Source organism: Burkholderia sp. BE17 (genome assembly GCF_009362305.1).
GTDB classification, from domain to species: Bacteria; Pseudomonadota; Gammaproteobacteria; order Burkholderiales; family Burkholderiaceae; genus Burkholderia; species Burkholderia pyrrocinia_C.
Window position 1 is genome coordinate 26,765 of record NZ_WHNU01000045.1, and the last position, 12,743, is coordinate 39,507.

A 12,743-nucleotide genomic window follows, 5' to 3' on the forward strand; every position below is an offset into this window, starting at 1 on the left:
TCGCGCGTCGTCGGGTCGCCGCGCGACGGCCCCGCACAGAGGGGGCAAAGTTTTGTATAGTGCGCCGGTTGCTGACATCCGGTTCGCTCATGCCCTCTACTTTTTCCCGTTCGTTGTCGCTCGTTGCGCTGGCTGTCGCCCTGATCGTGCCGTACGCGATCACGAATCACACGTATCCGATCCCGACCTTCTATTCCGAGTTTTCCGCGCTGGTGCTGTATCTGCTGGTGGGGCTGTCGGTCGTCCTGCTCGTGCGGACGAGCCGTGCGGCCGAGCCGTTTGCCGCGCCGGCCGCGTTCGTCGTGCCGCTCGGGTTCGCCGCGGTGCTGATCGCGCAGGTTGTGCTGATGCGGCTCAAGGTGCCGTCGATGAACTGGCTGGCGCTCGGCTATCTCGCCGCGGCGCTGGTCGCGATGCAGGCCGGCTACGCGCTCGCGCGCGACGGGTTGGCCGAAATCGTGTCGCGGATGATGGCCGGGGCGCTGCTCGTCGGCGGCGTGTTCGCGGTCGGAACGCAGATCGTGCAGTTGTTCCACCTCGAGTCGGCCGTATCGCCGTTCGTCGTGATGTACAACGTCGCGGTCGATCGCCGCCCGTACGGCAACATGGCGCAGGCGAACCACCTGGCCACCTACATCGCGTTCGCGCTCGCGGGCGCGCTGTATCTCGTGCAGACGCGCCGGCTCGCGGTGTGGGCGTGGTTCGTGCTGTCGATCGTGCTGTCGGTCGGTCTCGCGCTGACGGTGTCGCGCGGGCCCTGGCTGCAGGTCGCGGTGATGGTCGTCGCGGGCTTCTGGATGGCGTGGCTCGAATCGCGCCGCGCGCCGGGCAATACGCGTGCATGGCTGATGCCGGCCGTGCTCGCGGTTGCATTCATCGCGGTGAACGTCGCGGTGCGCTGGGCCAATGTGCACTATCACCTGAATCTCGCGGAGTCGGCGGCCGACCGGATGCGCGATGCGGGGCAGATCGCGCCGCGCCTCGCACTGTGGAAGTACGGGCTCGCGATGTTCCGCGAGCATCCGCTGCTCGGCGTCGGCTGGGGCGAATTCCCGTCGCACCAGTTTGCGCTCGTGCGCACGCTCGGCGGCGTCGAGATCGCGAACAACTCGCACGACATCTTCATCGACCTGCTCGCGAAGTCCGGTCTCGCCGGCCTTGGCGTGCTCGTCGTCACGCTCGTGATGTGGTTCGTGCGTGCGCTGCGCGCGCCGCAGTCGAGTACGCGCGTGTTCGGCTTCGCGCTGATCGGCATCCTGCTGATGCATGCGCTGGTCGAGTATCCGCAGCAGTACATGTTCTTCCTGCTGCCGGCGATGTTCGTGATCGGGCTGCTCGACGTGAAGCCGCTGCGCATCCTGCCGGGCCGCGCGGCGTTCGGCCTGTTCGCGGTGCTGTCGTTCGGCGGCGTGCTGGCGGCGGTGCCCGTGCTGCGCGACTACCAGCGCGCGGAAGTGCTGTATTACGGCAGCGATCCGGCCGCGCAGTATCGCGATGCGCCGTCGCTGCTGTTCGGCGCCTGGGGCGATTACGGCGCGGCAACGCTGCTGACGATTTCGCCGGAAGACTTGCCGGCCAAGCTCGCCGCCCATGAACGCGCGATCGCGCTGTTGCCCGGCGAGACGGTGCTGCGCCGCTACGCGGCGCTGCAGGCGCTGGCGGGCCGCGAAGCCGACGCGCTCGATACCGTCGCGCGCCTGCACGTGTTTGCGAAGGAGCTGAAGGACTGGCCGCAGCAACTGGCGTTGCTGTACAGGCTGTGCGACCAGCAGCCGGCGCTGAAGACGTTCAAGGCGGCCGTTGTCGCGAAGTACGGGGAAGTGCCGGCCGATGCGGCCGACGACTCGGACGACGACGACTCGGATTAAAACGCGCAGCGGCCGCCGGAACGGGGAATTCCGGCGTTTGCCGCGCAGCGACGCGCGACAGGGTTAGCCGTCGGGGCAGATCGGCCCTGCGTGAATCGCGTGAATTCGGCCAGGTAACGATTACCTCACGAATTGCGCGGATTCCGGCCAAAGGCGCGTCGATTCGCGTCAACCATTGTCAAATCGCCGCCACTGGCCGGGTGGCGCGTGCACAATGCGCGCAAGCGCTCGTATGCCGGCCCGCGTCGGGCACGGGGGCGGCGCGAACATGCAACACCCCGGCTATCCGGGAAGCCCTTCAGGCAGGATCGCGGCCGAGCATCGATCGGCCGTGCGGCTGTAACGGGGCGCCGGTCCGATGGCCGCGGCGCAGTGCGACGCACGTGATGCGGAGGCGAGGTCTTCCGGTGCGCGGCGCGTTCGTCCAGAACAGTGCTGAAGAACGATATTCGACCATGGCTATTCGCTCGACCTACCTGATCCTGCCCGCCGCCGCGATGCTGTTTTCCGGCTGCGCGATGCTGTCGTCGTCGCAGGAAAGCAAGCTGACCTGCCACATTCCGCGCGCCGTCTATCCGGACACCGCGAAGCCGCTCACGCGCCCGGCCACCGTGCTCGTGCGCGCGCTGATGACGACGTCCGGCGAAGCGCAGAACGTCACCGTGACGACGAGCAGCCGCAATGCGGCCGCCGATCGTGCGGCCGTCGAAGCGATGACGCACGCGACTTGCGCGCAGACGGGCGCGACCGCGAATCCGTTCCTGCTGACCCAGCCGTTCGTGTTCGAGCCGCGACGCGGCGAGTGACGTCGGACGGCGCGCGCTGCGCGCCGCTTCCCGTCCGGTTTTGCCGCAATCCTCCGGCCGTACCGTTGCGCGCGGCCGTTGCGCCGCGCGTGCCCGATGTTCAGTGCTGCGGCATCAGGTTTGCGCCGCGGCAGGCCGGTTCGGCCGAATTGCGCAGCCCGAGCATCGTGAAGCCGTTGTGCTCCTGGCGAATCAGCGCATAGTGTCGGGCGACGGTTTCCCCGCTCTTGCCCGTCAGATCCAGTTCGACCTGAAAGCGATCCTTGCCGTCCGAGCAGCCGCGCACGGGGCCGTACGCGAAGCCGGTATCAGGCGCCTTGCTTGCCGCGTTGAACGCCTGCCTGGCTTTCAGCGCGGCGGCCGCGGCGGCGGGCTCGCTCCATTCGCGCGCAAGCGCATCGTCCACCTTCAGCCATTCGTCGACGAAATCGCGGCCGTTGAGCGCCGCGGGCTGCACGCGTTGCACGGTGTCGCCGTCGACGCGGTAGCGGAAGATGCCCGGCCGCGTCATGACTTCGCTGTCGAGCGAGCCGACCGTCGTGCGCAGTTCGAAGCCGTCTGGGCGCACCTTGAACCGGATCGCGTCGTCGTCGATCACGTAGCCGTGTTCGGTATGGAACAGCGTGCGTTGCGCGGTCGGGCCGTTTGCCGGTGCGACCACGTCCGCGCCGAACCGGCTCCAGCGCGACGAGCACCACGGCGTGCCGTGCACGACCGCGACCTGGCCGCCGGGCAGCGCCGAGAACCAGAAGCCGCCGCCGTAGGCGCCGCCGATGTCCTTGTAATCGTCGGCCTGCCAGCGCAGCGCGCGCCGCCAGCCGCCGTTTTCCCATGCGTACGCGGTGAGCAGGTTGTCGTCGCCGCACGCGATGTCGAAGCCGGCGCGCACGAACAGAAGCGGGCGGGACGTGCCGCCGCGTTCGACGTCGATTTCCGGATTGCGGCCGAACGCCGATTCGCCGTTTTTCAGCGCGGCCGACTGGGCCGATTGGGCCGATTGAGCCGGCACACCGAGCGCGGCCGCGAGCGTGCGTTTCAGTGCAGCCGGGTCGACGTGTTCGTCGCTGCACACGAGCCGTGCGTCGATTGCGCCGACGAGCGCCTGCTTGTATGCGCGAAGCGCGTCGCGCAGCGGTGGTGAAACATCGACGTTGCCGCCACCGTCGCCTTGCGGATTGCGGACCTGCTGCACGCGGTGCTGCGCGTCGATTGCCGCGCGCGCGGTGGTGTCGGCGGTGGGGCAGGTGCCGGCGGCGAAGGTGGCGGCCGGTGCGGCGGCAACCCACAGCGAGAGCGCGGCGTAATGCAGCGTTTTCATCATCGATTGAATTCTCAGGTTGTAGCGAGGGGATTCAGTCTTTTGAAGCGGGGGCATTTCGCATCAGGAACGACAGCTTCTTCAGTCTCGCACCGAGCAGCGAATAGAGCGTGTTCGTATCCGGATCGAAGTACTTGCTGCGATAGATCGTCTCGTCGTCAGTCTGCTTCCAGGTCTTGCCCGCGTCAGTGCTACTGAACATCCGGGTGACCGGTGGATCATCGATTGCCTGCTTGGGATCGATCGCGTACACGAGCAGCAGGCCATCGCGGCCCACGTCGAGGCCACCCAGAATGAGCTTTTTGTCGAACGTCGCCACTTGCCGGACGTGCTCGGGTTGCGCGTTCGTCCATGTGGAAATTGCGCCGGTCCGGTGTCCGCGATCCCGTGCCGCGTCGATGTCGCTCGCATTGTCGAGGTGGGACAGCACGTAAAGCGCGTAGCTCCCCGTCGTGGCAGGCGTCGACGCGAGCCGAACGACTGTCTGGTTCGGCAGGACGGCATCCGGAACGAACGCCTGCTGATCTGGGACGAGTCGATATATGACGCTGCGGGCAGGGGCCGTTGCCGATCGATCGACATGGTAAGCCACTCGAAGTACGCCGTCAGGGCCAAGGCTCACACCGTTGAAATTGCGCCGAGTTTCACCGGGGACAACCGCGCCTGGGGGGGACGCGATCTGCTTCCAGGATTCACCGCCGTCGGATGTGCGTCGGACGGTAGGGCCCCAGCCGATCGCGTAGCCGTGCTGCGCATCGATGAAAAGGAATTGATCGATATCTTCGTGCGCGGGCCGTTCGAGCCGTGACCAATGGCGGCCGCCGTCGAGCGATTTCCAGACCTGGGTTTGCTGCGGGACGAGATCGTCTGCAGTACGCGCAGACGTGTAGCTCATCCAGCTGGCACTGATCAAGTGGATGTTCCCGTCGCGCGAATGCCACCACGCGGTGTGCTGGCCGGGAGCTTGAAAGTAGCGCTGCAGCCCGTGATCGATCGTGCCGCGGAAGAAATTCGCGGTTCGTCGATTCAGCGTTTCTCCCGCATTGTTCATCCACGCTTCGGTGGGTTCGGCGACCATCGGTCTTTTCCACTCGCTGGCAGGCTTCAGCGTAATCACGGGATCGGAGACCGTGAGCGACATGATCGCGCTGCCATCAAGGTAGAAATCCCCACCACCGACCGGCGGGTCCGGCCACGTGACCTCCGACGAAACGGTTTCCCATCGAGGGCCCGTGCTTTCGTACAGAAAAGCCAGCGCGGCGCTTCCGAGCGCGATGGCAGCCAGTCGCTTCAATTTGGATCGATTTCGCATGGGGACCGACGGAAGTCGACGGACGAATTCGGGTTGGCGCTTGACCGGCCTCGCGCGCGACGGTTTTGCCTGGTCACTGAACTACGCTACGCCGTTGTGTTTGCTCGTGCGACGGGGCATGTCGCGGGCTTTGTCGAGTTCTGCGGACGCAGCCCGCGCCAAGCACGTCGGGCGGCAATCAGAATTGCCGCTTCCTCAGCGTGTAGGCGAACACCGAGTAGAGCGTGTTCGATTCCGGGTCAAAGTAGCCGCCCTGCGAAGCCTTGTCGGTGGTCTGCTGCCACGTCTTGCCGCCGTCGGTGCTGCTGATGGTCAGGTCGATGGGCGAGCCACCGCCGTTGGCGGTGTTTGGATCGGTCGCGTGGACAAGCACGACGCCGTTGCGCCCCGCGCTCAGCCCGTTGAGCGTCAAGCGGTCTTCGAATGTGTGCAACTGCCGGATCTGATCGGGGTGCTCGCTGGTCCAGGCTGAAATGACACCTGCACCGTGGCTGACGCCGGATTCACTACTCGCGCGCGACAGCGCATACAGGGCGTAGTCCCGAGAGGGCGTCGGCGATGATTCGAGGCCGACGACGACTTGTCCGGGCAGCACCGCTTCCTGGGTGAAGTCCTGCTGATCCCAGTCGAGGCGACTGACGATGCCTGCCGGTTGCGGATGCTCGGTGTCGTCGGCCTGATAGGCGACGCGCAATGCGCCGTCCGGGCCGAGGTTGGTACCGTCGAAAGTCCTGCGGGACTTCCCCTGGACGATCGCGCCCGGAGGCTCCTTGATTTCCTGCCACGATTGGCCACCGTCTGCCGTTCGCCAGACGTGTGGCCCCCAGCCGATCGCGTAGCCACGTTGAGCATCGATGAACAGCAACCGGCTGATGTTGTGGTCCGCCGGCCATTGGAGCTGGGACCAGTGTTGGCCGCCATCGCTCGATTTCCAGAGCTTGGTGGTCTGAGGGACCGCGCCGTCGTCGGGGCGAGGCGCCTTGTAATCCATCCAGCCGGTACTGACGTACAGGACGCGCCAGTCTGGCGAGTACCACCATGACGCGGTCTGACCCGGTTGCTGGAAGTGACGCGCGACGCTGCCGCCCAGGGTGCCGCGCAGGAAACTGACGGTGGACCGGTTCAGGCGCTCGTTCGAGTCGTCCATCCACGGTTCGGCGAACTCCGCGACGTCAGGGTTCTTCTGCTCGCTTTCCGGCTTGAACGTGAGTTCCGGTCTCGCAACCTTCAACGACATGAAGTCGTTGCGTTGCACGCGAAATGCGCCTGCGCCGTACGGCTTGTCGTTGCGCATGAATTCGGTCGATACCGTTTCCCACCCTGAAGTCATTTCCGTATATCCGTAAATAGCGATCGGCAGAACAAGAACGCATCCCGCGATCAAAAGCCATCGTTTGCCTTTTCGCATGTCACTTCACCAGCAGTCTTCCGAGCGCCTTGCCGACCGGATCGTCGACATCCCATTCCTCGGCCTTTTTCCGGAGAACGGGGATGCCCGAATCGAAAGCCTGCCCCCACGTCTTTCCTTCGCTCCATTCCTGGATGTTCGGACGCATCCCGATCTTGACGAGATCCGTGACCGGCAGGTCCGCCAATCCTCCGTCGAGGTACGCCATCGGGTGCGTCTTGAACGCGAACTCCTTGAATTTTTCGTTGTTCATTTCCAGTTCGAATTGCGGCCAGGTCATATCGACCCCGCCGTTTCCCGGTGTCGGGCTGGCCATCTGGATCGTATTGCCCATCATGTTCTGGTTCAGGCCGTCTTCCATGTTGGCCTGGAGCAGCTTGCGCGCCTTGTTCAACCACGCTTTCCCCTGGGCGGACAGTCGCGGGAGGAGGTTGGCGCCGTAGTCGGAGCAATAGTAGTAGCCGTAGCTGATGTAGTAATCGGGCGGTTTATGTCCGCATCCGATATGACGCATCATGAAGTTTCCATGCCGCGACCAGTCGGAATCCGAACTGCCGGGCTCGATCAGTTGCTCGCGCCGATGCAGGAGGCGGTGCGCTACATCGGAGTCGGTCCACGGATCCCACGAGAGGGCGAAGCCCTTGATGGTCGACCAAATGCTCGACATGCTGACCTTTTCAACCGTTTCCAGATAGGCGCCGTGAAGCGGTCGATAGTAGAACGGACAGGTGCCGACGATCCATTTCGGCGCCGGCGTTACATGCTTGTCGCAGATATTGATCTCCACCTTCGGCCGATCCTTGTACCCCGTCGGCGTCAGCATCCCCGAGCCGGTGCCGAGCACCTTTTCCTGTTGTCCGTCAGCCATTCGATTTCCCTAGAAACTTGACGACGACGTCATGCGGCACGTGGCTCTGTGTGAGCCCCGTCTCTCCCGCCGCGTTGGTGACGCCTTCCGAGAGCAGCTTGCCGTTCGAGAACATCTGGTACCGCGTGTTCGCGACCGGAATGTCGGTGCCGGCCCAGTGCGCGATGAACGCCTGATCGTAGTTGCCGGTCGAGTTCGGCAGCGTCGGCATGGTTTGCGACAGGTGCGTGGGGCCGCTGAACGCATGCTGCGCACCCTTGATGTCGATCTTGCCGGGCGCGTGCACTTCGATGTTGCCGTCCGCGATGCGGATGTAGGCGCCGCCGGACGTCAGCAGGATTTCCTTCGCCGCGGCGCCTTCGATCGATTCGGTGACCGCCATCAGCTTCAGCGCCTTCTGTGCGGTCAGCTCGATGTTGTCCGCGTGCGCCTGGACTTCGACCTTGCCCTTGCCCGCGAACAGCTTCATCCCGGCGTTTTGCGCGAACAGGCTGATCCGGTCGAGGACGCTCGCGATCAGCGACTTTCCGGCGGCGACGTGCGTGCTTTGCCCGCTGACGAGGTTGATGTGCCGGTCCGCGGCAAGCTGCGTGGACTGCTGCGTGGACATCCCGATGCCGGCCGGGCTGCCGAACAGCATCACGGGCTCCTTGAACGCATTGGCGCTGCCGGTTCCGCCGCCGGCGGTTCGGCCGCCCGACGCACTGCCGCTCACGCTGTTCTGCGTTGCGTCGGTGAACTGCTTCAGCGCCGCGTGGCCGGGGTCGAGCGACTCGCCCTGATGCTGTGCGCTGACATCCGACATCGCCTCCATCAGGCCTTCCGCGCGAACGAGTTGCTGTTGCGTCTCCTCGACGTCGAGCGGTTGGCTTGCCGGCCGTTTCGGATGCGTCGTGACGTACAGGCCTCGATTCGCGCGCACGGCGCCGAATGCGTCGGACCGCAGGTCGAAGCCGCTGCCGAGATAGCTGCCGCGGTTGTTGCCCGTGTGGTCGATCAGGTAGCCGAGGTGCAGGTGTGCGTTGGTCTGGCTGCTGTACAGGTGCACGCGGTTCTGCGATGTCGCGTCGTCGAGCACCAGCTGGTTGTAGCCGGCGCCCGCGTATTCCTTGGACCGGTATCCGGACAGGATCCCGTTGGTGTGCCACTGCGGGCTCGTCGCGCCGTTGTACAGCTTGCCGACGATGATCGGGCGATCGCAGTCGCCGCCGAGGAAATCGACCAGCACCTCTTCGCCGCTGCGGTGCGGGTGCACGGCGCCGTAGCCGTTGCCCGAATCCGATGTCACGGCACGCAGCCAGCACGATGCTTTCTCGTCACCGTCGTTGAGGCGGTCCCAATGGAAGCGGACCTTGACCCGGTTGAGTTCGTCGGTATGGACTTCCTCGCCTTGCGGTGCGACGACGATCGCCGATTGCAGGTGCATCGGCGGTTTCGCGTGTTCGAGCGGGCTGCGGAACGGCACGGTCGTGCGCTGCGCTTCGATGCTGATCCGGAAAAAGCCCTCGCTGCCGTCAGGATGGCGAACGCGCGACGAGTCGGCGCCACCGGCCTGCACGATGCTGCCGACCTCGGCCTGCAGGCTGTGCGGGAAGGCGGCCTCGCCGTCACCGACGGGCAGGTTGTTGACGATGATCCATGCCGTCTCGATCACGGCGAATTCGCGCTGGCCGGCATCGTCCTTGTCGTGTTCGGGGTGATCCGCGAACTCGAACGTGCGTCCCGCGTCCATGCGCCGCACGCCGCCGACGCCGTGAAAGCGCTTCGCGTGCGACTCCTGCTCCTCCATCCAGATCTTCGACAGATGATCGCCGCGGGACTGCTCGGGGTACGTATAGGCGCCCGTGTATTCGTAGACTTCGAGCTGCTGCGGCAGGTCGCCCTGGTTCGCGATCGTCGGCGTATGGGTCGCTTTCGGATTCGACGCGGTGGGCGGCTGCTTGTAGTCGAACGTACGCGTGGTGCGCTCGACGCTTCGCAGCGTACGCGTACCGGAAAACTGGACGAGCGTGTCGGCTTCGTCGCCCGTGCCTGCGTGATGAAAGCGCACGGTTCGCGGCGACAGCGCGGGCAATGCGTCGATGCGGTCGACGACGACGAGCCGATGCGACTTGCCGTCCTTGTCCTGTTCCCAGAAGCCGTACAGGCCTTCCGATTCCATCAGGCGATGCACGAAATTCCAGTCGTCTTCGTATTGCATGCAGAACGAGCGGGACGGCAGCGGCTGGTAGAGCCTGAAGGTGAAGCGCCCCTTGGCCTGCGGATGCTGGTTCAGCACGTCGGCGATGATGTCGTCCGCGGACCGGTCCTGCCAGATACGCTGATCGCGGCGGAACCTCAGGAAGTGCAGGAACGACGCAAACACGATCTGATAGTGCGTGAGGCCGCTGTCCGATCCGAGCCGGCGGGCGGCATGCACGTAGCCGTGGTGAGGCGCGTACGACCGGTCGGCCTGCTGGATCCACAGCGTCACCGGCTGCGCGATCAGTTTCTTGAGTTCGAGGTTGTCGGACACCGAGACGGTATCGACGGTGAACTCGAAATGGCGCCCGAGCCGCGATCGTCCCTTGACGCGATGCGGCAGCAGCACGTCGGGGCCGAGCGGCGTGTCCAGTTTGACAAGCCGTTCATGCTGAACCGGTCCGGCCAGCAAGGCGCTTCTTAACGCTTGCGAATTCATCACCAGTGCTCGCTCTTTTTGTGCTGGTTCGCACGCTCTCTCGTGCGGAATCCGGTAATTGTATGAGAAACCGGTTCTATCTCGAATTTTCAGGCGGGCGGCGCGCTGGCTTCAACCCGCGACGTCTTCCGCCTTCCAGTCCCCCGACTTCCCGCCGCGCTTTTCCCGCACGCTCACATCGGTGATCACCATCCCGCGATCGACGGCCTTGCACATGTCGTAGACGGTCAGCAGCCCGACCTGCACGGCGGTCAGCGCTTCCATCTCGACGCCGGTCCGGCCGAACGTCTCGACCTGCACGACGCAGTGCACGCCCGGCAGCGCATCGTCGAGTTCGAAGTCGACGGCCACGCGCGTCAGCGCGAGCGGGTGGCACAGCGGAATGAGGTCGGCCGTGCGCTTCGCGCCCTGGATGGCCGCGATGCGCGCGACGCCGAGCACGTCGCCTTTTTTCGCCTTGCCGTCGCGGATCAGCGCGAACGTGGCCGGCAGCATCCGGATCGTGCCGCGCGCGATCGCGATGCGTCGGGTTTCCTGCTTGTCGCCGACGTCGACCATGTGCGCATGGCCGGCGGCGTCGAAATGGGTGAGTCCTGACATGTCTTGCTCCGTCTCAACGGGCGCTTATCATAGCAGCGGCGTTCGCGTCGCCGGGGGCGCAGATGATGCATGCGCGGCACGAGACAGTCGCGGCACCGCCGGTACAATGAACCGAATATTCAGACCAAACGCCGCGATGCGCGCCGGGCGCGCGGGACGGCGTCGTTTTCATCCTGCCATGCGTGTCAAACAGTTGCTTGCCGTGTCGCTGTCGGCGGCGCTCGGGTTGCCGCCGAGCGGCCATGCGCAGAGCGCGTTCGCGCCGCCGCTCGAGCCGGCGGCCGGCGGCTCCTCGTCGATTTCCACCGTGCCGCCCGGCATCGCGACCGGCGTGTTCGGCACTTACGGCGGTGCGGAGAGCCGGTTTTCGGGCGCGGGCGGCGCGTCGGCGCCGGCCGCGAGCCTGCGCGCGCCGCTGCGCGCACTCGAGCTGCCCGACCTCGGCGACGGCTCCGGCGGTTCGCTGACGCCGCGTGCCGAGCGCCGGCTCGGCGAGCGCGTGATGCGCGAGGTGCGGCGCGATCCCGATTATCTCGACGACTGGCTCGTGCGCGACTACCTGAACGCGATGGCGGCGCGCCTCGCAGCCGCGGCGGCCGCGCGCTACATCGGCGGCTACACGCCGGACTTCGACCTGTTCCCGGTACGCGATCCGCAGATCAACGCGTTCTCGATGCCGGGCGGCTTCATCGGGATCAACAGCGGGCTCGTGGTCACGACGCAGACGGAATCGGAGCTCGCGTCGGTGGTCGGCCACGAGATGGGCCACGTGCTGCAGCGGCACATCGCGCGGATGATCGGCGCGAGCGAGAAGACCGGCTACACGGCGCTCGCGACCATGCTGATCGGCGTGCTGGCCGGCGTGCTCGCGAGAAGCGGCGATCTCGGCAGTGCGATCGCGGTGGGCGGGCAGGCATACGCGGTGGACAACCAGCTGCGCTTCTCGCGTTCGGCCGAGCGCGAGGCCGATCGCGTCGGCTTCCAGCTGCTCGCGGGCGCGGGCTACGACCCGTACGGGATGCCGGGCTTCTTCGAGCGGCTCGACCGCGCGTCGATGGGCGATGCCGGCGTGCCGGCCTATGCGCGTACGCACCCGCTGACCGGCGAGCGGATCGCCGACATGGAGGATCGCGCGCGCCGTGCGCCGTACCGGCAGCCGCGCCAGTCGGCCGAGTACGGATTCGTGCGCGCGCGGCTGCGCGTCCTGCAGAACCGCGCGCCGACCGACATCGCGGACGAGGTGCGCCGGATGCAGCTCGAGATCGACGATCGCACGGCGCCGAACGTCGCGGCGAACTGGTACGGCATCGCGCTCGCGAACACGCTGCTCGGCCAGTACGACGCAGCGGACAAGGCGCTCGCTGCGGCGCGCGGCGCGTTCGATGCACGCGAGCGGCACGAGGGCGACCCGGCGGCCAGTTCGCCGAGCCTCGACGTGCTGGCCGCCGACATCGCGCGGCGTGCGGGCCGGACCGACGACGCGGTGCGGCTCGCGGCGCTCGCGCAGCGGCGCTGGCCGGCGTCGCACGCGGCGATCGTCGCGCACCTGCAGGCGCTGATCGCCGCGCGCCGCTTCGCGCAAGCGCAGGCGCTCGCACGCGCGCAGGCGCAGGCCGATCCCGAGCAGCCGGACTGGTGGGACTACCTCGCGAAGGCGAGCGACGGCAAGGGCGACGTGCTCGCGCGGCGCCGCGCGCTCGCGGAGAAACTCGCACTCGACGGCGCATGGCCGTCGGCGATCCGTCAGTTGAAGGAAGCGCGCGATGCGAAGGACGTGTCGTTCTACGAGCAGTCGATCATCGGCGCGCGGCTGCTGGAATTCGAGGCGCGCTACAAGGAAGAGCGCGACGACGAGAAGAACGGCCGCGGGTAGCGGCCGGCGC

At 66.3% G+C, this 12,743-nt stretch carries 9 protein-coding genes; 3 read left to right on the forward strand and 6 right to left on the reverse strand.

Annotated features, from left to right (window positions below; genetic code table 11):
* The first annotated feature begins 89 nt into the window (after positions 1-89).
* Positions 90-1,868 (forward strand): PglL family O-oligosaccharyltransferase, encoded by a 1,779-nt coding sequence (locus tag GD429_RS31865; RefSeq protein ID WP_152863106.1) that lies wholly within the window; start codon positions 90-92, stop codon positions 1,866-1,868.
* A 455-nt stretch (positions 1,869-2,323) separates the two neighbouring features.
* Positions 2,324-2,674: a TonB family protein gene (locus tag GD429_RS31870; RefSeq protein ID WP_152863107.1), complete on the forward strand. Its 351-nt coding sequence runs from the start codon at positions 2,324-2,326 to the stop codon at positions 2,672-2,674.
* A gap of 100 nt (positions 2,675-2,774) precedes the next feature.
* Here GD429_RS31870 and GD429_RS31875 read toward each other — a convergent pair whose 3' ends face one another.
* The 6 genes from GD429_RS31875 to moaC all read right to left on the reverse strand — a co-directional run bounded on the left by GD429_RS31875 (position 2,775) and on the right by moaC (position 10,860).
* Positions 2,775-3,995, reverse strand: coding sequence for a hypothetical protein (locus GD429_RS31875; protein WP_152863109.1), 1,221 nt, complete (start codon positions 3,993-3,995; stop codon positions 2,775-2,777).
* Between the two features lie 31 nt (positions 3,996-4,026).
* On the reverse strand, positions 4,027-5,286 hold the full coding sequence (locus tag GD429_RS31880) for a WD40/YVTN/BNR-like repeat-containing protein (RefSeq protein ID WP_227791836.1): 1,260 nt from the start codon (positions 5,284-5,286) through the stop codon (positions 4,027-4,029).
* A gap of 196 nt (positions 5,287-5,482) precedes the next feature.
* Positions 5,483-6,634, reverse strand: coding sequence for a WD40/YVTN/BNR-like repeat-containing protein (locus GD429_RS31885; RefSeq protein ID WP_152863165.1), 1,152 nt, complete (start codon positions 6,632-6,634; stop codon positions 5,483-5,485).
* A gap of 79 nt (positions 6,635-6,713) precedes the next feature.
* Entirely contained in the window at positions 6,714-7,580 is an 867-nt protein-coding gene (locus GD429_RS31890; RefSeq protein WP_105390029.1) for a hypothetical protein, read from the reverse strand.
* Positions 7,573-10,260, reverse strand: coding sequence for a type VI secretion system Vgr family protein (locus tag GD429_RS31895; protein ID WP_152863113.1), 2,688 nt, complete (start codon positions 10,258-10,260; stop codon positions 7,573-7,575). The genes GD429_RS31890 and GD429_RS31895 overlap by 8 nt, the downstream gene beginning before the upstream one ends.
* A 111-nt stretch (positions 10,261-10,371) precedes the next feature.
* Positions 10,372-10,860, reverse strand: coding sequence for a cyclic pyranopterin monophosphate synthase MoaC (moaC, locus tag GD429_RS31900; RefSeq protein ID WP_031402572.1), 489 nt, complete (start codon positions 10,858-10,860; stop codon positions 10,372-10,374).
* Positions 10,861-11,038: 178 nt separating this feature from the next.
* On the opposite strand from moaC, the gene GD429_RS31905 reads away from it, so the two are divergent.
* Positions 11,039-12,733 (forward strand): M48 family metalloprotease, encoded by a 1,695-nt coding sequence (locus tag GD429_RS31905; protein WP_152863115.1) that lies wholly within the window; start codon positions 11,039-11,041, stop codon positions 12,731-12,733.
* Positions 12,734-12,743: the final 10 nt, after the last annotated feature.

Coding starts and splice junctions, on each gene's coding strand:
- GD429_RS31865 (WP_152863106.1), top strand. CDS start 90: ATGCCCTCTACTTTTTCCCGTTCGTTGTCGCTCGTTGCGCTGGCTGTC.
- GD429_RS31870 (WP_152863107.1), top strand. CDS start 2,324: ATGGCTATTCGCTCGACCTACCTGATCCTGCCCGCCGCCGCGATGCTG.
- GD429_RS31875 (WP_152863109.1), bottom strand. CDS start 3,995: ATGATGAAAACGCTGCATTACGCCGCGCTCTCGCTGTGGGTTGCCGCC.
- GD429_RS31885 (WP_152863165.1), bottom strand. CDS start 6,634: ATGACTTCAGGGTGGGAAACGGTATCGACCGAATTCATGCGCAACGAC.
- GD429_RS31890 (WP_105390029.1), bottom strand. CDS start 7,580: ATGGCTGACGGACAACAGGAAAAGGTGCTCGGCACCGGCTCGGGGATG.
- GD429_RS31895 (WP_152863113.1), bottom strand. CDS start 10,260: ATGAATTCGCAAGCGTTAAGAAGCGCCTTGCTGGCCGGACCGGTTCAG.
- moaC (WP_031402572.1), bottom strand. CDS start 10,860: ATGTCAGGACTCACCCATTTCGACGCCGCCGGCCATGCGCACATGGTC.
- GD429_RS31905 (WP_152863115.1), top strand. CDS start 11,039: ATGCGTGTCAAACAGTTGCTTGCCGTGTCGCTGTCGGCGGCGCTCGGG.